The organism is Jiangella sp. DSM 45060 (assembly GCF_900105175.1).
GTDB lineage: Bacteria > Actinomycetota > Actinomycetes > Jiangellales > Jiangellaceae > Jiangella.
The window spans coordinates 5,833,204-5,855,443 of sequence record NZ_LT629771.1 but is presented as its reverse complement, the minus strand read 5'-3'; the positions used below and the strand labels follow the sequence as shown (position 1 = coordinate 5,855,443).

The 22,240-nt window shown below is 73.1% G+C and carries 19 protein-coding genes; 12 read left to right on the top strand and 7 right to left on the bottom strand.

Annotation, left to right across the window (positions count from 1 at the left end):
• Positions 1-93 precede the first annotated feature (93 nt).
• The 7 genes from BLU82_RS26165 to BLU82_RS26135 all read left to right on the top strand — a co-directional run bounded on the left by BLU82_RS26165 (position 94) and on the right by BLU82_RS26135 (position 9,069).
• Entirely contained in the window at positions 94-987 is an 894-nt protein-coding gene (locus tag BLU82_RS26165; RefSeq protein ID WP_092623885.1) for an SIS domain-containing protein, read from the top strand.
• A gap of 1 nt (position 988) precedes the next feature.
• Entirely contained in the window at positions 989-1,897 is a 909-nt protein-coding gene (locus BLU82_RS26160) for an ROK family protein (RefSeq protein ID WP_197682485.1), read from the top strand.
• Positions 1,894-2,817, top strand: a complete 924-nt coding sequence (locus BLU82_RS26155; protein WP_092623884.1) for a 1-phosphofructokinase family hexose kinase — start codon at positions 1,894-1,896, stop codon at positions 2,815-2,817. Before BLU82_RS26160 ends, BLU82_RS26155 begins: the two co-directional genes overlap by 4 nt.
• Positions 2,814-3,662 carry a class II fructose-bisphosphate aldolase gene (locus BLU82_RS26150; protein WP_092623883.1) on the top strand — a complete coding sequence of 283 codons (849 nt, stop codon included), beginning with the start codon at positions 2,814-2,816 and terminating at the stop codon, positions 3,660-3,662. Before BLU82_RS26155 ends, BLU82_RS26150 begins: the two co-directional genes overlap by 4 nt.
• Positions 3,663-3,722: 60 nt before the next feature.
• Positions 3,723-6,845, top strand: a complete 3,123-nt coding sequence (locus tag BLU82_RS26145; protein ID WP_092623882.1) for an alpha-N-acetylglucosaminidase TIM-barrel domain-containing protein — start codon at positions 3,723-3,725, stop codon at positions 6,843-6,845.
• Positions 6,846-6,895: 50 nt separating this feature from the next.
• Positions 6,896-8,356, top strand: coding sequence for a Gfo/Idh/MocA family protein (locus BLU82_RS26140; protein ID WP_197682484.1), 1,461 nt, complete (start codon positions 6,896-6,898; stop codon positions 8,354-8,356).
• A gap of 107 nt (positions 8,357-8,463) precedes the next feature.
• Positions 8,464-9,069: an HD domain-containing protein gene (locus BLU82_RS26135; protein ID WP_092623880.1), complete on the top strand. Its 606-nt coding sequence runs from the start codon at positions 8,464-8,466 to the stop codon at positions 9,067-9,069.
• Here BLU82_RS26135 and BLU82_RS26130 read toward each other — a convergent pair.
• The 3 genes from BLU82_RS26130 to BLU82_RS35310 form a co-directional block, all read right to left on the bottom strand.
• Positions 9,033-9,506, bottom strand: coding sequence for an NUDIX hydrolase (locus BLU82_RS26130; RefSeq protein WP_092623879.1), 474 nt, complete (start codon positions 9,504-9,506; stop codon positions 9,033-9,035). The genes BLU82_RS26135 and BLU82_RS26130 overlap by 37 nt on opposite strands.
• Before the next feature lies 1 nt (position 9,507).
• Complete coding sequence (locus BLU82_RS35315) at positions 9,508-9,951, bottom strand: DUF5919 domain-containing protein (protein ID WP_197682483.1); 444 nt, start codon at positions 9,949-9,951, stop codon at positions 9,508-9,510.
• Between the two features lie 189 nt (positions 9,952-10,140).
• Positions 10,141-10,269 (bottom strand): helix-turn-helix transcriptional regulator, encoded by a 129-nt coding sequence (locus BLU82_RS35310; protein WP_197682482.1) that lies wholly within the window; start codon positions 10,267-10,269, stop codon positions 10,141-10,143.
• A 348-nt stretch (positions 10,270-10,617) separates the two neighbouring features.
• Between BLU82_RS35310 and hisS the strand changes: the two genes are divergently transcribed.
• Positions 10,618-11,934 carry a histidine--tRNA ligase gene (hisS, locus tag BLU82_RS26115; RefSeq protein ID WP_092626305.1) on the top strand — a complete coding sequence of 439 codons (1,317 nt, stop codon included), beginning with the start codon at positions 10,618-10,620 and terminating at the stop codon, positions 11,932-11,934.
• 189 nt (positions 11,935-12,123) lie between these two features.
• Complete coding sequence (locus tag BLU82_RS26110; protein WP_197682480.1) at positions 12,124-12,567, top strand: hypothetical protein; 444 nt, start codon at positions 12,124-12,126, stop codon at positions 12,565-12,567.
• A 51-nt stretch (positions 12,568-12,618) separates the two neighbouring features.
• Here the strand turns inward: BLU82_RS26110 and BLU82_RS26105 are convergent, their stop codons facing one another.
• The 4 genes from BLU82_RS26105 to BLU82_RS26090 all read right to left on the bottom strand — a co-directional run bounded on the left by BLU82_RS26105 (position 12,619) and on the right by BLU82_RS26090 (position 19,639).
• Complete coding sequence (locus tag BLU82_RS26105) at positions 12,619-16,263, bottom strand: NPCBM/NEW2 domain-containing protein (RefSeq protein WP_157741271.1); 3,645 nt, start codon at positions 16,261-16,263, stop codon at positions 12,619-12,621.
• Positions 16,264-16,383: 120 nt separating this feature from the next.
• The gene (locus BLU82_RS26100; protein ID WP_092623877.1) at positions 16,384-18,765 is read right to left on the bottom strand and encodes a helicase C-terminal domain-containing protein; all 2,382 of its coding nucleotides are present in this window, start codon (positions 18,763-18,765) and stop codon (positions 16,384-16,386) included.
• 90 nt (positions 18,766-18,855) lie between these two features.
• Positions 18,856-18,996 carry a hypothetical protein gene (locus BLU82_RS34450; RefSeq protein ID WP_157574734.1) on the bottom strand — a complete coding sequence of 47 codons (141 nt, stop codon included), beginning with the start codon at positions 18,994-18,996 and terminating at the stop codon, positions 18,856-18,858.
• Positions 18,997-19,054: 58 nt separating this feature from the next.
• Complete coding sequence (locus BLU82_RS26090) at positions 19,055-19,639, bottom strand: TetR/AcrR family transcriptional regulator (RefSeq protein WP_092623875.1); 585 nt, start codon at positions 19,637-19,639, stop codon at positions 19,055-19,057.
• Between the two features lie 59 nt (positions 19,640-19,698).
• On the opposite strand from BLU82_RS26090, the gene BLU82_RS26085 reads away from it, so the two are divergent.
• Genes BLU82_RS26085 through BLU82_RS26075 form a run of 3 tightly spaced genes read left to right on the top strand, consistent with a single transcriptional unit; the run spans position 19,699 to position 22,204 of the window.
• Positions 19,699-20,547 (top strand): NAD(P)/FAD-dependent oxidoreductase, encoded by an 849-nt coding sequence (locus BLU82_RS26085; RefSeq protein ID WP_092623874.1) that lies wholly within the window; start codon positions 19,699-19,701, stop codon positions 20,545-20,547.
• 22 nt (positions 20,548-20,569) lie between these two features.
• Positions 20,570-20,920 carry a hypothetical protein gene (locus BLU82_RS26080; RefSeq protein ID WP_157741270.1) on the top strand — a complete coding sequence of 117 codons (351 nt, stop codon included), beginning with the start codon at positions 20,570-20,572 and terminating at the stop codon, positions 20,918-20,920.
• 39 nt (positions 20,921-20,959) lie between these two features.
• Positions 20,960-22,204: an MFS transporter gene (locus tag BLU82_RS26075; protein WP_197682478.1), complete on the top strand. Its 1,245-nt coding sequence runs from the start codon at positions 20,960-20,962 to the stop codon at positions 22,202-22,204.
• Positions 22,205-22,240 lie beyond the last annotated feature (36 nt).

Sequence of the window (22,240 nt, the reverse complement as noted above, 5' to 3'; positions counted from 1 at the left end):
TGTGACGGGGCGCGACTGAGTCTGCTCGATTAGTGGATGATTCGATCGATATGATGCAGACGATCCGGGCCGCGCGAGAGGGGACACACATCGATGAGCGAACACGTCAGGGCGGAGATCGCCAGTCAGCCGGGCTGCTGGGTCCGCGCCGCCGGCCTGCTCGACGACGCCGGCCGGGCGCTCCCGGCGGCGGGCGAGCGGGTCGCCGTCGTGGGCTGTGGCACGTCGTGGTTCGTGGCCATGGCCTACGCGGCGCTTCGGGAGCAGACCGGGCTGGGTGAGACCGACGCGTTCGCCGCGTCCGAGGCGCCGATCGGGCGCGGCTACGACACCGTCCTCGCCATCACCCGGTCGGGCACGACGACCGAGGTGCTCGACCTGCTGGCGACGCTCGCCGCCAGGCCCGGCGCGCCGCGCACCGTGGCGCTGACCGCCACCGCCGGCTCACCGGTGATCGAGGCGGCCCAGCACTCCGTCGTGCTCGACTTCGCCGACGAGCGCGCGGTCGTGCAGACGCGGTTCGCCACCAGCACGCTGGCGCTGCTGCGCGCGCACCTCGGCGACGACCTCGCGCCGGTGGCCGCCGATGCCGAGAAGGCGATGGCCGAGCCGCTCGACGACCTCGTCGGGGCCGAGCAGGCGACGTTCGTCGGGCGCGGCTGGACGGTCGGGCTGGCGCACGAGGCGGCGCTGAAGCTGCGCGAGTCGGCGCAGTTCTGGGCCGAGGCGTACCCCGCCATGGACTACCGCCACGGCCCCATCTCCATCGCCCAGCCGGGCCGGCTGGTGTGGTCGTTCGGGCCGCCGCCGGACGGGCTGGCCGACGAGGTCGAGGCCACCGGCGCGACGTTCGTCACCAGCGAGCTCGATCCGCTGGCGCAGCTGGTGGTCGCGCAGCGGCTGGCGGTCGCGCTGGCCGAGGCGCGCGGTCTCGACGCCGACCGGCCGCGGCACCTCACCCGCTCCGTCGTGCTGCCGGGCGGCTGACGTGACGGGTTCCGGCGCCGGGCCGGTGGTCGCCGTCGACGTCGGCGGCACCTCGATCAAGGCCGGTGTGCTCGAGGCCGCCGGCCGGCTGGACGCGGTCGACCGCACGGCCACGCCGGCCGCCGGGGCCGACGGCGCGGCGGTGCTGGACGCCGTCGAGGCGATCGTCCGGCGGCTCGCGGACGGCGCACAGCCGGCCGCCGTCGGCGTCGTCGTGCCGGGCATCGTCGACGACGCCGCGGGGGTCGCGGTGCACTCCGAGAACCTCGGCTGGGCGGACGTGCCGCTGCGCGACGTGCTGGCGAAGCGGCTGGGCTGTCCGGTCGCGGTCGGCCACGACGTGCGGGCGGGTGGGTTGGCCGAGCACCGGGCCGGCGCGCTGCGCGGGGCGTCGGACGGCGTGTTCCTGCCGGTCGGGACGGGCATCGCGGCGGCGCTGATCCTCGACGGCCGGGTGTTCTCGGCCGACGGCTACGCCGGCGAGATCGGCCACGTGTCCGTCGGGCACGACCTGCCGTGTGCATGCGGCGGGCGCGGCTGCCTCGAGGCCATCGCGTCGGCCGCCGCCGTGGCCCGTCGCTACGCCGCCGCCACCGGCACCACCGTCGCCGGCAGCCGCGACGTCGCCGACCTCGTCCGCCGCGGCGACCCCGCCGCCGTCGCCGTCTGGGACGACGCGCTGGACGCGCTGGCGTGCGGGCTGTCGATGCTCACCGGTCTGCTGGCGCCGTCGGTGGTGGCGATCGGCGGCGGGCTGGGGGAGTCGGCCGACCTCGTGCTGCGTCCGCTGGCCGGCCGGCTGGCCGCGCGGCTGACCTTCCAGCGTGTGCCCCGCATCGTCGCCGCCGAGCTGGGCGACCGGGCCGGGTGCGTCGGCGCCGGACTGCTGGCGCGGGAGCTGGTCACGTGACCCGGGTCGTCTGCGTCACGCCGAATCCGGCGGTCGACGTGACGTACCGCGTGCCGCTGGTCGAGCTCGGCGCCAGTCATCGCGTCGCCGACGTGCTGGAACGGCCCGGTGGCAAGGGCGTCAACGTCGCGCGCGTGCTGCAGGCGCTCGGCGTCCCCGCGGTCGTGGTCGCGCCGGTGGGCGGGCCGGGCGGGCACTGGCTGGCGGGCGCGCTGGCCGAGGGCGGCCTCGCGGTGCGGGCGGTCCCGGTCGCCGCCGCGACCCGCCGCACCGTCACCGTCGTCGACGACTCCGGCGCGGCCACCGCGTTCAACGAGCCCGGCCGCCCGCTGTCCGCCGCGGAGTGGGCCTCCGTCGTCGCGGCCGTGACCGAGGAGGTGCGCGGCGCGGACGCGCTGGTGGTGTCCGGCAGCCTGCCCGCCGGAGCTCCGGACGACCTGCTGCCGCGGCTGATCGCGGCCGCCCGTGCCGCCGGCGTCCCCGCCGTGGCCGACACCTCCGGGCCGGCCCTGCTCTCCGCGGCCGGGGCCGGCCCGGCGCTGCTCAAGCCGAACGCCGAGGAGCTGGCCGCCGCCGTCCCCGGGCTCGGCCCCGCTGACGCCGCCCGGCGGCTGCTCGCGCTCGGCGCCGGCCACGTGGTCGTCTCGCAGGGCGCCGACGGCCTGCTCGGCCTGACGGGCGACGGCTCGGCCTGGCGGGTCGCGGGCGTCCCCGGCGTCGGCGGCAACCCGACCGGCGCCGGCGACGCCACCGTCGCCGCGCTGGTCCGTGGCCTGGTCGCCGGCGCGCCCTGGCCGGACGTCCTCGTCGACGCCGCCGCGCTGGGGGCCGCGGCGGTGCTCGAGGCGGCCGCCGGCGAGGTCGACCTCGCCGCCTACGCACGGTTCCTGCCCCTGTTGACCGCGGAGCGCATCGCATGACGCTGACCCCGATGATCACCCTCCTCGCCGCGGCCGCCGCTCGCTCCGGCGGCGTCGGCGCCTTCAACGTGATCCTGCTCGAGCACGCCGAAGGGCTGGTCGCCGGCGCGGAACGGGCCGGCGCGCCCGTCGTGCTGCAGATCAGCGAGAACTGCGTGCGCTACCACGGCGCCCTGGCCCCGATCGCCGCCGCGACGCTGGCCGTCGCCGAGGCCGCGGCGGTCCCCGTCGTCGTGCACCTGGACCACGCCGAGAACCCCGAGCTCGTCCACGAGGCGGTGCGGCTCGGCGTCGGCAGCGTCATGTTCGACGCGTCGAAGCTGCCCTACGACGACAACGTCGCCGCCACCCGCGCCGTCGTCGAGCACTGCCACGCCCGCGGCGTCGCCGTCGAGGCCGAGCTGGGCGAGGTGGGCGGCAAGGACGGCGTGCACGCGCCCGGTGCGCGCACCGACCCCGCCGAGGCGGCCGCGTTCGCCGCCGCGACCGGCGTCGACGCCCTCGCGGTCGCCGTCGGCACCTCGCACGCCATGCGCACTCGCGACGCCGTCGTCGACCACGACCTGATCGCGAAGCTGCGCGCCGCGGTGCCGGTGCCGCTGGTGCTGCACGGCTCCTCCGGCGTGCCCGACGCCGAGCTGACCAGGGCGGTCGAGGCAGGGATGACGAAGGTGAACATCTCGACCCACCTCAACGCGGTGTTCACCGGGGCGGTCCGGGACCGGCTGGCCGGCGACCCGGAGCTGGTCGACCCGCGCCGCTACATCGCCGCCGGGCGAGACGCGCTGGCCGCCGAGACGGCCCGGCTGCTGGGGGTGCTGCGGGCCGGACAACCCTTGGCATAGTGCGTGAATCTGGCTATTCTCCGGGCAATTCGATCATAATCGATCGCCAGGGAGTAGCCGATGGCCTTCCGTCCAGCCCGCTTCGTGGTCGTCCTCGCTCTGGTCGCGGCGGCGTTCCCGGCCGCGGCCGCGCCGTCCTCGGGCACCGAGCCGGAGGGGTACCGGGCCGCGGACTGGAGTGTGCGCCCGGCCGTCGAGGCGGCCCGGCGGCTGCTGCCCGACCACGCCCGCCGAATCCGGTTCGTCGCCGAGCAGCCCGGCCCGGACGGCGCCGACCACTACCGCGTCGGCGCCCGCAACGGCCTGGTCGAGATCGGCGGCACCAGCCCGGCCGTGCTGCTGACCGGCCTGAACGCCTACCTCGGCGAGGTCGCCGACGCGAACGTCTCGTGGACCGGCGAGCAGCTGGACCTGCCCGCCCGGCTGCCGCTGCCCGACGCCGAGATCGTCCGCCCGGCCACCGTCACGCACCGGTTCGCGCTCAACGACACCGACGACGGCTACACCGGGCCGTACCGCGACTGGGCCGACTGGGAGCGGCTGATCGACGTGCTCGCGCTGCACGGCGTCAACGAGGTGTTCGTGCCGGTCGGCGCGGAGGCCGTGTACTACGACACGTTCCAGCGCTTCGGCTACACCGCCGACGAGCTGCGCGGATGGATCCCGCCGCCGGCGCACCAGCCGTGGTGGCTGTTGCAGAACATGTGCTGCTTCCCGAGCCCGGTGTCGGCGGCGCTGATCGAGGAGCGGGCCGAGCTGGGCCGGCGCATCGCCGACCGGCTGCGCGAACTGGGCATGACGCCGGTGCTGCCGGGCTACTTCGGGACGGTGCCGGCCGGGTTCGCGACGCGCAACCCCGGCGCGAACGTGGTGCCGCAGGGCGACTGGGTCGGGTTCGAGCGGCCCGGCTGGCTCGACCCCACCGGCGCTGTCTTCCCGGACGTCGCGGCGGAGTTCTACCGCAGCTCACGGGCCCGGTTCGGCGACTCCGCGATGTACAAGATGGACCTGCTGCACGAGGGCGGCGTCGCCGGCGACGTCGACGTGGCCGCGGCCAGCGTCGCGGTCGAGGACGCGCTGCAGGCAGCGCGGCCGGGCGCGATCTGGGCGATCCTCGGCTGGCAGAACAACCCGCGGCCCGAGACGCTGGCCGCCGTCGACCGGTCGAAGATGCTGATCGTCGACGGGCTGTCCGACCGCTACGACGGGCTGGACCGCGACGCGTCGTGGCAGGGCACGCCGTACGCGTTCGGGTCGATCTGGAACTTCGGCGGGCACACCACGATGGGCGCCAACGCCGGCGTCTGGAACGAGCGGTTCTTCGCCTGGCGCGACCGTCCCGGCAGCGCCCTCGACGGCATCGCCGTGCTGCCCGAGGCGGGCGCGAACAACCCCGCCGCCCTCGACCTGCTGACGTCGCTGGCCTGGCGCGACGGGCCGGTCGACCTCGACGCGTGGTTCGCGGACTGGGCCGACCGGCGCTACGGCGGGCCGTCGCCGTCGGCGCGCGCCGCCTGGCAGGCGCTCGGCCGCACGGCGTACGCGATGCCGTCGGGCACCTGGTCGGAGGCGCAGGACGGGCTGTTCGGCGCCGAGCCCAGCCTCACCGCCGACCGCGCCGCCGAGTGGTCGCCGAGCGAGCTGCGCTACGACGCGGCGGCGTTCGCGGCCGCGCTGCCGGCGCTGCTGGACGTGCCGCCGTCGCTGCGGTCGTCGTCGGCGTACGCGTACGACCTCGCCGACGTCGCGCGGCAGGCGCTGGCGAACCGGAGCCGGCTGCTGCTGCCGTCGGTGCGGGCCGCGTACGAGTCCGGTGATCTCGCGGGGTTCCGCGCGCTGACTGACGAGTGGATGACGCTGCTCGAGCTGGTCGACGAGGTCGCGGCCACCAACCCCGACTGGCTGCTCGGCCGCTGGCTGGCCGACGCGCGGTCGTGGGGCGCCGACGCGGCCGAGGCGGACCGGCTGGCGCACGACGCACGGACGCTGCTGTCGGTCTGGGGGACGCGGTCCGGCGCTGCGGCGGGGCTGACGGACTACGCCAATCGTGAGTGGGCCGGGCTGGTGTCGACCTACTACGCGCCGCGGTGGCGGGCGTACTTCGCCTCGCTGGAGGCGGCGCTGGTCTCGGGGACCGCGCCGGCGCCGATCGACTGGTACGCCGTCGGCGCCGCGTGGGCCGCGCGCACCGACCAGCTGCCGGTGACGCCGTCGGGGGACGTGCACGAGGTCGCCGGGCGGGTGCTGGAGCACCTGACGGACCACCCGCTCGCGCTGACCGCGACTGCGTCGGCGTCGCGGCCCGTGGTGACGCCGTCGGAGCCGGCCCGGGTGGTCGTCACGGTGACGAACCCGAACGAGTTCGCCGCCGCGACGGACGTCGCCGTCGAGGTCGTGACGCCGGCGGGCCTGACCGCGACGCCGGTGGGCGACGTGCCGGCGCTGCCGCCCGGTGGGTCGGCGACGCTGGAGGTGGAGGTCGCCCTGACGGCGCCGCCGGACGACCTGGTGGTGCGGTTGCCGGTGCGGGTGACGGCGGACGGCGTGCCCGCGGGCGGTGCGTCGGTGCGGCTGCTGACGGACGCCACCGTCGAGGCGCCGTACGCGTCGGTGTCGTTCAACGACGCGACCTTCGGGCAGCAGGGCGACCGGTTCGCGATCGTCGGCGGTGGCGGTGACCTGTGGGGCGGGACGAACGAGTTCGGCGCCGTCTACCGGGACGGCCTGCTGGCCGACGGCGGCTCCGTCGGCACGACCGTCGTCGCGCAGGACCCGACCTGGCCGTGGGCGCGGGCCGGCCTGATCGCCCGCGACGACCTCGCCGTCCAGGGGTCGGCCGGGTACGCCAACATCGCCGTCACGCCCGGCAACGGCTGCGTCTTCTCCTGGGACGCGAACGGGGACGGCCAACTGGACTCGACCCGCCAGGCGCCGTCGTTCACCGTGCCCGTGCACCTGCGCCTGACCCGGCGCGGCTCGACCTTCGCCGGCGAGTGCAGCGCCGACGGCGTCACGTGGACGGAGGTCGGCTCCGCGGCGCTGCCCGCCGCTGCCGCCGTCGACGCCGGGGTGTTCATGAGCGCCGTGAACGTGATCAGCGGCGCCACCGGGCTCGCCGAGTTCGACGGGTTCCGGAATGAGTCGGTTCCACCCCTTGCGGGCGGTTCCGGCCGTGCTCGATAATGCTCGTTACTCGATTGAAAAGTGCAGGTTCGATCAGAGGAGTGATTCGCGTGGCCCTTCCGCACAGGTATCGACCCTCCCGCCGCGACGTCATCAGGACCGGCGCCGCCCTGGGCGCCGCCGCCGGGTTCGGTGCGGCCGCCACCGGCGCGGCCGCCGCCTCGGACGTCGCCGACGACACCCGCCGCGAGCCACCGCGCATCAAGGGCCGCGAGCGGTCCATGGCCGAGGTGCCGTTCGAGGGCTTCGAGCAGGTCCGCGTGGGCCTCATCGGAGTCGGCCAGCGCGGCGGCGGGCAGGACGTCCGCTGGGGCGCCGTCTCGACCGTCACCGCCGTCTGCGACATCCGGCCGGACCGGGTCAGCCGCACCATCGGGCGCATCATGGCCCAGGGCTTCCAGGACGTCGAACCGGTCGGCTACTCCAACGGCGAGGAGGACTTCCTCAACCTCGTCAAGCGCGACGACATCGACCTCATCTACGTCGCGACCCCCTGGGAGTGGCACTACCCGCAGGCCAAGGCCGCCATGGAACACGGCAAGCACGTCGCCGTCGAGCTGCCGATCTCGCCGCACCTGGACGAGATCTGGGACCTCGTGCGTACCTCGGAGCGCACCGGCAAGCACTGCATGCTGCTCGAGAACGTCAACTACTTCCGGCCCGAGCTGCGCATGTTCAACATGGCCAAGGCCGGCGTGTTCGGCGAGCTGCAGCACGCGTCCGGCGGGTACGTGCACGACCTGCGCTGGCCGTACTTCTTCGGCGGCGCGTACTACCCGGAGTACTGGCGGCGGCACTGGCAGACCCGGATGAACGCACTGCACTACCCGATGCACGGCCTCGGCCCGGTCTCCGCCGCCCTCGACATCAACCGCGGCGACCGCTTCGACGAGCTGGTCGCCGTCTCGTCGCCGCCGATGAACCTCGCCCTGTTCCGCGAGAACGACCCGCGGGTCGGCCCCGACCACTCCTCGTGGCAGGACGACGAGTACATCTCCGGCGACCGCCACACCGCGCTGATCAAGACCGTGAACGGCCGCATGATCCGGGTCGAGCACGACGTCAACTCGCCGCACCCGTACAGCCGCGAGACCACTCTCACCGGCAGCGGCGGCGTCGTCGAGCTGGACAACGCGCGCATCTACCTGGAGTCGCTCGGGCACGACAACCACACCTGGCGCACCGGCAGCGCGTACAACGCGATCATGGCCGAGCACGACCACTGGCTCTGGCCGGCCCTCGAGGACCTCGCCGACCAGTACGGCGGCCACGGCGGCGGCGACTTCATCGCGATCTTCCGCCTGGTGCAGCTCATGCGCCTCGGCATGACCCCCGACATCGACGTCTACGACTCGGCCGCCTGGTGCTCGGTCGTCCCCCTCAGCCACGACTCGATGAAGGGCGGCCGCATCAAGTCCGTCAAGGTCCCCGACTTCACCCGCGGCTACTGGGAGGACCCGCGGCCCACCTTCGACCGCGAACGTCCCGAGGACCCCTGGCTGGACGGCTGAGCGTTCCCCCGGACCGGTGGCGGGGTGGGCGGGATGCCGGTCCCGCCCACCCCGCCACCGTCGTTCTTGGTCGGGTACGCGACGTGGACGAGTCGTAGCCTGGCGGCGTGCCCATCATCGACGACGCGCGTTGGCTTGCGCACCAGCTGCTCGCAGACGAGTGGCCGAAGCGCTGGCGGCATGTGGTGGCGGTGGCCGAGCGCGCCGAGTCACTCACGGCGTCGCTTGAGGATCGCCAGGCGCTCGTCTGTGCCGCATGGTTGCATGACATCGGGTACGCGACCGCTGTCTCCGACACCGGGTTCCACCCATTGGACGGCGCGCGACACCTTCGCCGCATCGGCTTCGACCCGCGTGTGACGGCGCTCGTCGCCCACCACTCGTGTGCTGAGATCGAGGCTGAGCTCCGCGGGCTCGGTGCGGAGCTCAGGAACGAGTTCCCTCGTGAACGCACGATCGTCGCCGATGCGCTCTGCACGTGCGATTTCACGACGGGCCCGGACGGCGAGCCGTTGTCGGTGGCTGAGCGGCTCGACGAGATTCGGACCCGCTATGGCACTGGTCATGTGGTGACCCGGTTCAGCGAGATCGCCGAAGGTGACATCCGTGCGGCCGTCGCCCGTGCGACGCCACACCTGGGCGCCGTGCTGGCTGCCGCGGAGCAGGCCACGTGCATTCAACCGATGTACGGCCGGTCCCGCCCTTCGAGATAGTGCTCGATTCGCTGGCGCATGGAAGGGTGCATGGCGAAGCGGTGCAGGTCGTCTGCAGCGACCCAGCGCACCTCCGATGATTCCGAACTGGGTGTCGGTTCCCCTTCGACCGCCAGCGCCCGGAACACGATCGAGAACTCCTGGCGGACCTCTCCGTTGCTGGTGTATTCGAGAACGTGGCGTGGATTCGTGTAGATCCCCACGAGTCCCAGGACCTCGCAGATGATGCCGGTCTCTTCCCTGACCTCACGTACGGCGGTTTGATCGATTCGTTCTCCGATGTCCATCGCTCCGCCTGGCAGCGACCAGTTGCCGTTGTCGGTACGGCGAATCAGCAGGATCTCGCCGTGTTCATTGATCACGACGGCATTTGCGGAGGGCACAAGACTGTTCGCCGGCGGGGCAGCCGGATCGTCCAGGTAGTCGATGCGTTTCACTTCATGCTCCTGCCTGCTGTTCCGCCGCCGGTACAGCTTTCGCCCAGACGCGCTCGAAGCTGTTCATGTAGTGATCGAACACGCGACCTCCAGGGGCGCGGCGCAGGTGGAGGACCGGGCTGTGGGGTGCGGGCGACCCGTAGGTGTGAACGTTGGCCAGCAGATCGTCGTCGAATCGATAGATCGAGTTGTACAAGGTGGTCTGGTGGAAACGGATCTCCACGCCGGACTCATGACGTAGCTCTCGTAGATAGGTCAGGCTGATCCGGATCCTTGCGGGCAGACCTTCACCGATTCCCTCCTCGTAGCCACGTTGGTTGACGGCCTCTGACGACGGATCGCCGAACAACAGCCGAACCCTGGCTCCGTGGCCGGCTCGCTCTGCGATCACTCGCGGCAGATCCGGATTCGCGTCCAGGAGAAACAGACCGGCGTAGACGAGCATGTCGAAGCGGTCTCGTACATCACGCAACAACGCGGTCCAGAGGCACTGAGGCACCGCGCCCCGATGCGGAAAGAATCCGATGAACTCGGCATCCTCCGCCGATCGTGCCTTGGTCTCATCGGCGATCGATGGCCAGAGATAGGCCTCATCTGTTTCGAGGACGGTTGCGGTGGCCTGGCGATGTCGTCGTCAATGCGGCACTCGGTCGGTCGTGATCCACCGTTCCACGGTCTTCGGATCGACCTCGACGTGCGTGGCGATGTCGTCGAGCGTCAGACCAGCTGCGGTGATACGGCTGCGCAAGCGCTCGTTGGGCATCCTGGCCCTCCGTTGACGGGACGTTTCATCGTAGTCAAGACGTCTCGACACGTCTCGGATTCGTGGTGACGACGTCCATCCGCGACACGGTTGTCTGGACCTGCGTCATGAGCCTGTCCGGGCGGCGATGTGCAGGGTCCGGTCGAGGCGTTTCCCGGCGGATGCTGTGGCCCGGACCTCGAGGAGGTACGCCATGTTCAGCAAGGCGAGGTCACCGGTCCGCTGGGTGCCGTTGCCCTGCGTGGCGGTTGGTCCGGCCGCCTGGACTCGGTCCGCCAGGCCCGGTCGCCGCATGGAGCTGACAGTGGGGGGATCTCGTTGTCGCGCGGTGAGCTCATCGGGGAGGCTATGCCGGTGGCAACTTCCAACAACCTCACACCAGCGTCCGGAACACGTGACTTCCTCGCCGCCGAGGTTCGGCAGCGGCATGCGGCTTTCGCCACGATTCGAGATGTCTTCGACAGGTACGGCTTCGAGCCACTCGAGACGCCCGCCTTCGAGCGTCTGGAGGTGCTGACGGGCAAGTACGGGGAAGAGGGCGACAAGCTCATCTTCAAGATCCTCCGCCGCGGGATGCACGAGGCCTCCGGTGAGGCCGACCTGGCTCTGAGGTACGACCTGACCGTTCCGCTGACCCGCGTCGTCGGCGCGTACGGGAGTCGGCTTCCGAACCCGTACAAGCGCTACGCGATCGCGCCGGTCTGGCGGGCGGATCGGCCAGGGCGCGGTCGATTTCGCGAGTTCTACCAATGCGACCTCGATGTCGTCGGCTCCGGCTCGCCGTTGGCAGACGCCGAGACAGTATCGGCACTGAGCGATGCCCTCGCCGCGCTGGGCGTGCCTGATTTCCGGTTCCTCGTGAATTCCCGGAACGCGCTCCATGGACTGCTGGAGGGCTACGAGGTTCCATCAGCGATCAGCGGCCGGGTTCTGACCGCGTTGGACAAACTCGACAAGCTCACGCCCGACGACGTGACAGCCGAATTGCGCGCGGTCGGCCTCGACGAGGGGACAGCCAAGTCGATCATCGCGGATCTGACGGCTGAAGATGCTCAGGACCGGATCCGCCACCGGCTCATCGCCACCGACGTCGGGCGCGCCGGTATGGCGGAGATCGACCAGCTCCTCCACCTCGTGTCCGGGCAGATCGCGCGGATCTCCTTCACCCCGTCGTTGGTTCGCGGGCTCGATTACTACACGGGCGTCATCTACGAGGTCACGGCGCCGGGCATGCCGGGCTCGATCGCGTCCGGAGGTCGCTACGACGGACTGGTCGCCAAGCTCGGCGGGCCGGACCTCCCTGCATGCGGTGGCTCGCTCGGCATCGAACGGATCCTGCCGCTCATCGAAGCCGAGGACGCCGACGCGACCGGGGTGGATGTAGCCGTGACCGTCATCGACGATCAGACGGCGGCAGACCTTTTCGCCCTGGTCTCCGGCCTTCGCGCGGCACGCATGCGCGTGGCTTTCTATCTCGGGAGCAGCGGGAAGCTCTCCCGGCAGATGAAGTGGGCGAACGATCAGCGCGCCAAGTTCTGCCTCATCTACGGCCAGGCGGAGAGGTCGGCAGGTGAGGTGACCGTTCGGGACATGGCCACGGGTGACCAGGTCCGCGTGCCCGACGGGCAGATTGTCTCGTACCTCACGGAGAGGTGCGGGAGGTAGCAACACAGGGAGGTTGCGCACCATGGGTCAGCAGGGACGCACGATCTTCGACACCACCAACGAACGCGGCATCCCGAGCCGTGGCTCTCGTTCGGCGACTGCCTGTGCCGCGAGTCGGCACACGCCACCGAACTGAAGCACGTCATCGAGATCGCCCGCAAGGAACAGGATGCCGAGGGCTTCGCGGCGGTGAGCCGTGAGTTCGCGGCGAAGAAGGCAAATCTCGCCACCGCCACCGGCATCCTCGATCAAGTTCGCGACGACTACGACGTCTCCGGCGAGTGGGAACGCCTCGATGCCCTGGCTGCTCGGCTCGACATCGACGACGTGTCGGAGACCTGGGCCGAGGTCCTGGCCGTGCATCCGCTACCTCTCGTCCTCACCTCTCTGCAGTTCAACTGGCGGTACATGAAGGACCACGGTGTGCGCGGCTTCTACACCATGTGCTCCGACTACGTAGCCGCGCTGCGTATGAACACGCAGCGATGGCAGGAGGCATGGGATCGTGAGGTCGACACCGGTGTCGTGGATCAACTGACCACGATCCAGTGCGACCTCGTCTCGATCGAGGCGCCGCTGCACTGCGATGTGTGCAACAAGACGATCACGGCATTGCTCTATCTCGACGGCTGACGCTCGAGGTGGACCACGTCGGCTGAACCGGCCCGGCGAATCGCCGAACCGTCAGGTGCAGGTGAGGCGGGCACTGGCCCAGTCGGCGTGGTCGCCGCCGACGCCGTCGGAGGCGCCGTCGACGACGAGGTCGAGGTAGTGGATGCCGGTGAGGTCGACGTCGAGGGGAACGGGGTCGGAGAGGCCGGTGAGCACGTCCGACCGGTGCAGCAGCTCGCCGTCACCCACGACGGAGAAGCGGACGGAGCCGTAGTCGGGGATCTCGTCGTCCACCCCCACGACGGCGATCAGCCGGGTGCACGCGCCGCCCAGGTAGTACGACACCCGGGAGTCGGCGTGGACGCCGAGGCCCTTGGCGTGCGTCACCCCGCCGACGGAGAGGGGCCGGCCGTCGCCGGGGGCGTCCTCGCCGTTGCTGGTGTCGCGTTCGACCGGACCCCAGCCGTTCGTCGCCGACAGCCAGTCGACGTCGCTCACCCACGGCGACCCGGCGGGCGGATCGGGCAGTGAACGCGACGTGAACGCGGCCGCGAACAGCGTGATCTCCGGCCGGTCCGGCAGCCGCACCGACACGACCTCCTTGCCGGGCAGCAGCCGCAGCTCGTTGTGGAACACCCGGTACGCCGTCCCGTGATTCGCCGGCCCGGCCTGCGTGTTCCGGTAGTTCGTGGTCACGGCGATGGTCGACCCGCCGACGTCGGTCGGCAGGCAGCACCAGTTCGGCAGCCGCAGGCTCTGCGTGTCGACGGTGCCGTCGGCGTAGCGGATCTCGAACTCGCCGTCGACCTGGCCGGCCTCGGCGCCGAGCACGGCGAGGTGCGTCCCCTGCCCGCGCAGCGCGACGGTCTGCCCGGCGGTCCGCAGCCCGTTCGGCGTGCCCGGTGCGGCGGACGGCCAGGTGAACGCGACGTCGCGGCTGGTCACCGTCGATCCGGGGGTGACGCCGGCGGCGGCCAGCGCCTGCGCGGAGTACGAGTTGCCGCCGCGGTCGAAGTCGCCCGCCGTGGTGGCGGTGTCGTCCGTGACGGCGACGACGTTGAAGGCCTCGGCCAGCGAGCCATACGGGACGGTGACGGTGGCGCCGGCACGCGCGTCGTACGTCCGTGGGCCCGTGTTCCAGGAGGCCACGGCGGTGATCGTCGAGCGTCCGGCCGCGCCCGACGACGGCGGCGTGACGGGCACGGTGCGGGTCACCGTCTCGCCCGGCTGGACGAGGCCGAGCGGCGCCGCGCCCGCCGTCCACCCGGACGGGACCTCGACCGTCAGCGTGGACCGCGGAATGGCCCGCCCGGTGCCGTTGGTGAACGACACCTCGACGCCCGACGGCTCGCCCGGCAGCAGCTCCGGCGCGGCCGCCACGGACACCGTCCCCGCCGCCTCGGACGGGTGCGCCCCGCCGACGGAACTCGTACCGGCCAGCCGCACCGTCAGCGCGTCACCCGACGCGACCGGCGCGGTCTTCACCCACACCACGGACCCGTCGAAGAACCAGCCGGCCGACGCCGCGTCGTACTCCGCCCTCGTCGGCAGCGACGGCAGCCGCGACCCGCCCGCCGTCACGGCACCCGGGGCGGTGCCCGTGTGCGCCGTGATCTCGTACGGCCGCTCCGCCGCCATCTCGTCGTACGACCCGGACCGCGCGCCGATCTCCACCACCACGTCGCCCCGCGTCCCGGTCGGCGCGTCCACCGTGAACGTCTGCGTCGCCGACTCGCCGGACGCGTACGCCCGCGTCACCCCGTCGTCCTCGTACAGCGAGAACGACCCCTCGCCCCACGGATACACGTCCAGCGTGAGCCGGGAGTCGGGCGCGACGTCGGCGTGGTTGTTCACCCCGGCCGGCCACATCGGCACCACCGACCCGGCCTTGACGAACAGCGGCAGCCGGTCCAGCGGCGCCGCGTACCCGTCCACCGTCGCCGGGCCGGTGTAGAGCCGCCCGGTCCAGTAGTCGACCCAGGTGCCTTCGGGCAGGTAGATGCCGTCGCGCACCTCGCTGTCCTCGTACACCGGCGCCACCAGGAACTCGCGGCCGGCGTGGAACTGGTGCGCCGTGGTGTCGTCCCAGGTGTTCGGGTCGTCCGGGTACTCGAGGACGAGGGACCGCGCCACCGGGGCGCCGCTGCGGTGCGCCTCGGCGGCGTAGCTGTAGAAGTACGGCAGCAGCCGCTCGCGCAGCTTCAGGTAGTCGCGGTTGATCGACGTGTACGGCTCGCCGCGGGTCCACGGCTGCTTGTCGAACCCGGCCCAGCCGCTCATCGTCATGAGTACCGGCGTGAACACCTTCCACTGCAGGTCACGGACGTACGACTCGGCGCTGCCGCCGAAGATGCCGTCGATGTCTCCGGCGGTGAACGCGAGCCCGGAGTTGCCGGAGCCGTGGATCGCGGGGATCTGCCAGCGGATGGAGTCGAGCGAGCCGGAGTGGTCGCCGGTCCACTGGACGCCGCAGCGTTGCGCGCCCGCCCAGCCCTCCACCATCCAGACGTACCCGCGGGCGTCGCTGTTGTCCTCGATGCCGGAGTAGGCGTCCTCGCAGGCGGAGAGGGCATGACGGTAGCCGGAGCCGACCCACGCGACGTCGAGCTTGCGCACCCGCACACCGGCCTCACCGACCTCGTACTCCTGCTCGGTGAGGCCGCGCTCGGTCCACAGGCCCAGCTCGATGTCGTGGTCGCGCAGGCCGTCGCCGGTCTGCTCGAGGTCGACGTACTCGCAGCCGTAGCCGTCGTTGACCAGCATCCAGCCGCGCGGCATGTCGTGTTCGTCGTACGCCTCGGCGACGCGGACGGCGTCCGGCGTGACGAGCTTGCCCGGCTTGGGGTCGCCGGAGTACGTCGGGCTGCTGGTGTTGTAGCAGTCGGCGTCGCCCAGCTCGAGACCGTAGATCGGCGGCAGCATCGGCCGGCCGGTCAGCTCGGTGTAGCCGTCCAGCGCGCGGTACGCGTCGCCGAGCACGTAGTAGGCGTCGAAGCGCTCCTCGGAGTGGGTGGAGCGGACCGGCTCGCCGAACGCGTAGCTGCCCGGCGCGAAGGTGTTGCGCAGCACCCCGTACCCGGCCGTGCTGAGGTACCAGGGGACGGCGTTGGGGTAGCCGCCGTCGTCCCAGTCGAAGTTCCCCTCGATCCGGATCGTCTGGTCGCGGTGCGAGAACCGCCCGTTCTGCATGCCGCCGCCGAGGAACTGCTCGGTCGCGCCGCGCGCCAGCGTCTGCGTCGTAGCGCCGCCGTCCCACGCCAGCGGCGCGGTCTCGGCGAACAGGGTGCGCCCGTCCGGCGTGGCGGCGGAGAGCAGGATCGGGTCCTTGCCGACGGTGACGACGGCGCCGTCGGTGCGCAGCTCCCAGGCGTCGGCGGTCTCGACGAGCTCCGGGGCCGGCCCGGCGCCGTCGTCACCGATGACGATGCGCGCGTCCGGCGCCTCCGGGTCTGACGGCGGCGTGCCCGCGGGATCGGTGAACGTGCCGTCGGGCGCCAACTCGACCCGGAACACGTCGTCGTCGAGGAAGGTGATGCGCAGCCGGGCGTCGCCGGAGGCGAACGTGGTCGCCGCGCCGTCGGCGGTCACGTCGTCGATGGCGCCGAGCTGTTGGGACGCCGCCGGGGCGGCGGCGGTCGCGGGCGCGAGTCCGGCGAAGGTGAGGACGAGGGCAGCGGCCGCGAGGGCGGACGCGGAGCGGCGAGTGTCGGAAGCCACGGCGACTCCTGCTCGATCTAGAGCGAATTGAGCGGAACTCGTTCACGTTCAAGCAACGTGGCATGACAATGGCGCGCCGGATTCGCCCTGTCAATAGGGGTATGTGCCGGAGGACGTGCGTCAGGCGGCGTCGACGGGCGCGACGCCGCTGATGCGGTGGACGGCGAACGAGCGGACCTCGCCGCTGCGGTGGTCGAACGCCGACAGCCAGCCGCCGTCGATGCGGGCGGGGTCGACCAGGCGCTCGGTGGTGGCGCCGTGTTGGTCGACGTAGCCGATCCAGACCGTTCGGCCGGTCTCGAGCGCCTCGCGCAGGTCGGCCAGCGTGGTGGCGGCCGTCGTGCGGCCGAGCCGCCCCCCGCGCCCGCCGTCGGCCGGACGTTCCGCCCGGGACCGGTCGCCGGCCCGCAGCGCCCGGACGGCGGCGCCGAGCAACGTCTCTTCGGGCGCGGTGATCTCGCTCGGCGCCGAACGCGACGCGAACCGGGCCGACGCCCGTCGCGGCTCCGAGCGGCCGATGACGATGGACCCGTCGGCGGCCTCGGGTACCGGACTGAACCCGAGCTGCCGCAACCGCTCGACCAGCGTGTTCGCCGCGATCGAGGACGCGAGCACCGTCGGCGCGAGCCGGCGCAGCCCCAGGCTGGACGAGCGCGGGTCGGCCACGATGGCGGCCAGCGTGGCTTCGTCGTCGCAGCGCACGAACGCCGACGCCGCGCCGACCCGCAGCTGCCCGTGCGTCCGCGCGACGTCGTCGACGAGGTACGTGAGCGGCTGTGGCACCGGGGTGCGCGAGATGGTCGCCAGGAACGCGTGCACGTCGGCGGCGGTGCGGCCGGCGTCGAGCGCCCGGCGCAGCGAGCCGGCCGTGAACCGGTGCACGGACGCGCCGCCGCGGCTCTCGACGTCGGAGAGCAGGCTCAGTTCGCGCTCGAGGTCGGCCCGCAGCGGGCCCGGCGCGATGGCCGTCAGGTCGGCCTGCAGCAGGACGTGGTCGAGCGGCTGCGGCAGGCTCGGCCGCACCGCGTCGGCCGCGGCCGCCACGACCCGCTCGGCGCCGCGTCCCTCCAGGAACGGCCGGGCGAACGACGCGAACGCGCCCATGCCGGTGAGCCCGAGCTGCTCGGCCTCGCGCAGCGTCCAGCGGACGAGGTCGTCGCGGAAGCGGCCGGCCCGGCGCGGGCGCCGCCACTGCAGCGCCGCGAGCACGCCGACGAGGTCGGGCGCCCAGCCGGCCGGGAGCGCGGCCAGTTCGTCCAGGGTCAGCCGGCGGACCTCGGGCGCGGCGGGCCGTTCGAGGTCGCGGCCGAGCGGCGGGATGGGGCGGTCCTTCTCGTCGCGGCCGCCGGCCAGCCCGGCGACCCGGCTGGTGGTGAGCCACGCCTGGACGAGCTCGGCCCAGCGCCGGGACGGGTCGTCGCGCCGCCACGCGTCGAACTCAGGCGTCGGCAACCACACCTCGTCGAGGTCGTCGCCGACCGCGAGCAGCCCGGCGGCGTACGCGACCTCCGCGATCAGCGCGGCGCCGGCCTCGTCGGTGTCGAGCAGCTCCGGCAGCCGGCGCAGATCGCGCACGCCCAGCCCGCCGGTGCGCAGGACCGGCGGCGGCTCGGCCGCCCAGGTGTCGAGCAGCAGCTCGACCTTCCGGGTGAGGTCGAACGCGCCCGCGCCCGCCGTGCGGTCGACGATGTCAGGGGTGCGCTCGGTGACCGCCGGCGTCGGCGGAGAGAGCTGGAGGTCGGTGTGGACGCGTCCGCCGCGCAGGTGCAGCGCGACCTCCCGCGGCAGCACCACCGTCGTAGCGTCGACCGGCACCAGCAGCCCGACCGCGAGCAGCAGGTCGATCGGCGTCCGCGCTGCCGCCCGGTGCACCTCGCGCAGCGCGTCGTCGATGCGGCCGGTCGGCGGTCCCGGGGTGAGCGCCGCGAGCGCCGACCGCGCGTCGTCGGTGAGGTCGTCCAGCAACGCCGTCAACGCGGCTGGATCGGTGAGCACCCCCGCGACGGCGTCGACGTCGGCCGCGTGCGTGCCGGTGGGGCTGAGCCCGAGGCCGTCCATGATCGCCGCCAGCCGCGATGGCGACAGCGCGAGCAGCGCCTGGCGGGCGGGCGGCCCGAGCCCGGCCGGATGCGGCCCGACGATCTCGTGCACGATGCGCGGCAGCCGCAGGTCGTCGTCGGGGCCCCACGCCAGCGCCTGCGTGCGCAACGTCGTCAGCGCCGCGTCGACGTCGGCGCCCAGGGCCTCCCGAAGGTCGAGGACACTGACGGGAGCCGGTAAGATCATCAGGGCGTCGACGACCTGGAGGGTGAACCGGTCGAGCCGGTCCAGCGACCGCACGGCCGACGCCCGGGTGGTCGCCCGCGAGGCCAGTTGCGAGACGTCGGCGGGAACCGGCACCAGCAGGTCGGGCCGGGCACGCAGCAGCGCCGCCAGCTCGTCGTCGGCGCGAGCGCGCAGGTCGTCGGCAAGACTGCGCGGAGCCGAGTCGTTCCCGGTCATCCGCTCTACGGTACGGCGTGCGTCCAGGGTGTGTCTCCCGGGCCCATGGCCTACTGCGCGACGCCCAGGCGGCACACCCTGGGCTGCGAATCAGAGCTTGCGCAGGCGCTCCAGGAGCTCCGCACTTCTCTCGGCGGCTTCGACGCGCGCCTCGATGTCGGCGGCCTTCAGCTCCGCGGTGATGTCGGGATCTACGGGAACCTCGAGGGGCTTGCGTCGTTCGACAGTCACATGCGCGACATTACCGGCCCTGCCGACCGCCGCCCAACCCCCCGTCCCACCGTTCGGGTCAGCGCGCGGTGAGTGCGCGCAGGACGTCGTCGAGGTAGGCATGTCGCTCGTCCGGCGCGGTCGGCAGGACCTCCGGCGTCGAGTGGGTCAGCTCGGCGTGGCCGAGGTACGCGCTGTAGGCGAGCAGGGCGCGGCGGGTGGCCGCGGCGGGCGGGAAGCCCATGTCCTCGAAGATCAAGACGATCAGGTCGATGCGGGTCCGCGTCACCCGGTCCAGCACCGCCGCGACCCGCGGGTGTCCGGCCGAGGCCAGCAGCGCCGGACCCACGGGGTCGCGCTCGGCCATGCCGGCCACCCGGGTGACGAGCCGGCGCAGGCGCAGCTCGGGGTCGTCGGGGAGCGCCGCGATCTCGGCGGCGACGTCCGTGGTGGTGCGCTCCTCCCACCGGGCCAGCGCGGCGTCGAGCAGCGCGTCGCGGGTCGGGAAGTGCCAGTAGAAGCTGCCCTTGGTGGTGTGCAGGCGGGTCGCGAGCGGCTCGACCGCGACGGCTGCCAGCCCGCCCTCGGCGATGGCCGCCAGTGCCGCGTCGGCCCAGGCGTCCTTGGAGAGCCGGCGGCGGGGCTTCTGCTCGGACACAACCATACGGTACCGTACGGACATACCATACGGTGGCGTATGGTCCGGTCTTGCGGGGGTGTGCGATGAGCTACGACGTGATCGTGGTCGGCGCCCGGGTGGCCGGTGCGGCGACGGCCCTGCTGCTGGCCCGCGCCGGCCTGCGCGTGCTCGCCGTCGACCGCGCGGCGTTCCCGTCCGACACCGTCTCCTCCCATCAGGTGCAGGTGCCCGCGGCCGCGCGGCTGGCTCGTTGGGGCGTGCTCGATCGCCTGGTCGCCGCGGGCACGCCGGCCGCCCGTGAGGTCCGGTTCGACTCCGGCCGGGTGGTGCTGGCCGGCCGCTATCCATCCGTCGACGGCGTCGACGCGCTCTACAGCCCGCGGCGCACGCTGCTCGACGCCGTCCTGGTCGACGCGGCGCGGACGGCCGGCGCCGAGGTGCGGGAGCGGTTCCGGCTGGAGGAGCTGGTGTGGCGGGACGGCGTGGTGACGGGGATCCGTGGCCGGGGCGTGCGTGGCCCGGCCGTCACCGAGACGGCCCGCCTGGTGATCGGCGCGGACGGCAAGCACTCGGCCGTCGCTGCGGCCGCCGGCGCTCGAGTGCGGTGGAGTGCGCCGGTCCGGACGTTCGCCAGTTACGGCTACTGGTCGGGCGTGCCGCTGCCGTCGGGGGAGCTGTACCACCGCGACGGGCACGTGGTGGCCGCGTTCCCCACGGGCGACGGGCTGAGCGTGGTGTACGCGGCCACGCCGCAGGCGCGGTTCGCCGCCGCCCGGCGCGACCTGACCGCGCACTACCTCGCCGTCCTGGACCGCTGCGGCGACCTCGGCGCCCGGGTGCGGTCGGGCGCCCTGGCCGAACGGCTGCGCACCACGCCCGACCTGCCGAACGTCGTGCGCGCGTCGTGCGGCCCCGGCTGGGCTGGCCGGTGACGCCGGCGCCGTCATGGACCCGGTGACCGCCCAGGGGATCTCACACGCCCTCGCCGACGCCGAGTCGCTGGCCGCCGCCGTCGTGGCCGGGCTCGCGGGCACGCGGCCCTTGGGCGCGGCGCTGAGCGCGTGGGAGCGGCAGCGCTACCGGCGCCTCCGCCCGATGTACGACCTCACCCTGCGCACGGCCGCGCTGCGCTCGCGTCGCACCGATCACGCCCTCTTCGCGGCACTGGCCCGGCAGCCGGCGGAGATCGGCCGGTTCCTCGGCGCCCTGGCCGGCATCGTCCCGGCGGACCGCTACTTCACGCCGCGGGTGGTGCTGCCCCTCGTCGGCGCGGCCGCGCTGCGCCGGGCGATGTCCGGTGGGTGACGTTGTGTCCCGACTTCGGGTCGGACAGGATGCATGGCCATGACGCAGCTCGACGCCCGGCAGGCCCGGACGCGGTATCTCATCCTGCTGGCCCTGCGCTGGCTGCCGTCCGGCATGCTGCTCCCGGTCCTGACGCTGCTGCCGCTGGAGCGCGGCCTCACGCTCTCCGAGCTCGGGCTCGCCGCCGCGGCCCAGGGCCTCGTCGTGTTCCTGCTCGAGCTGCCGACCGGCGGGTTCTCCGACGCGCTCGGCCGCCGCCCGGTGATGGTGGCCTCCGGGCTGGTCAGCCTGGCCGGCTGCGGGTTGATCTTCGTCGCCGACTCGTTCGCGGTGTTCGCGCTGGCGTTCGGCGTGCAGGGCCTGTACCGGGCGCTGGACAGCGGCCCGCTGGAGTCCTGGTACGTCGACACGGTCCAGGCCCGCGACCCGGACGCCGACATCTCGACCGGCCTGTCCCGCGGCGGCACCGTCACCGGCATCGCCGTCGGCGTGGGCGCCCTGGTGGCCGGCGGCCTGGTCGCGCTCGACCCGCTGTCGTCGGTCGAGGCGCTGGCGGTGCCGGTGCTGGTCGCGGCCGTGCTGCGGGCCGTCGCGGTCGCCGCCACCATCAGCCTGCTGGTCGAGGCGCGGCCGCGGTCGGGCTGGCCGGCCCTGACGGCGGCCGTACGGGAGGCGCCTGGCGTCATCGGCGGGAGCCTGCGGGTGGTCCGCGCCTCCGTGGTCCTGCAGGGGCTGATCCTTATCGAGGTGGCCTGGGGATTCGGTGCGACGGCGTACGAGTCGCTCACGCCGGTCCGGCTGGCCGAGGTGGTCGACGACGCCGAACGGGCCGGCGCCATCATGGGACCCGCGGCGGCCGCCGCCTGGTTCGCCTCGGCCGCCGGTGCGGCGCTGGCGCCACGCCTGGCGCGGCGCATCGGCATCACCGCCACCGCCGCCGTCACGCGGGTCGCCCAGGGCGTCTTCGTCGCCACGATGGGGCTGTCGCTCGGCGCGGCCGGCATCGTCGTGGCGTTCATCGCCTGCTACGTCATCCAGGGCGCGTCGAGCCCGATGCACATGACGCTGGTGCACCGCGAGGTCACCGAGGAGCACCGGGTCACGATCGTGTCGATCAGCTCGATGGTCTTCCAGCCCGCGGCCGCGCTCGGCCTGATCGCGCTGACCGCGGTCGGCGAGTCCACCTCGCTGGCGACGGCCATGGTCCTGGGCGGCGTGATCCTCGCCGCGGCGGCGGCGTTCTACCTTCCGGCGTACCGTGCCGAGCGGCGGCAGGCACCCTAGCCTGCGGTCAGGTGGCGGGGGACGGGGTCCGGGCGC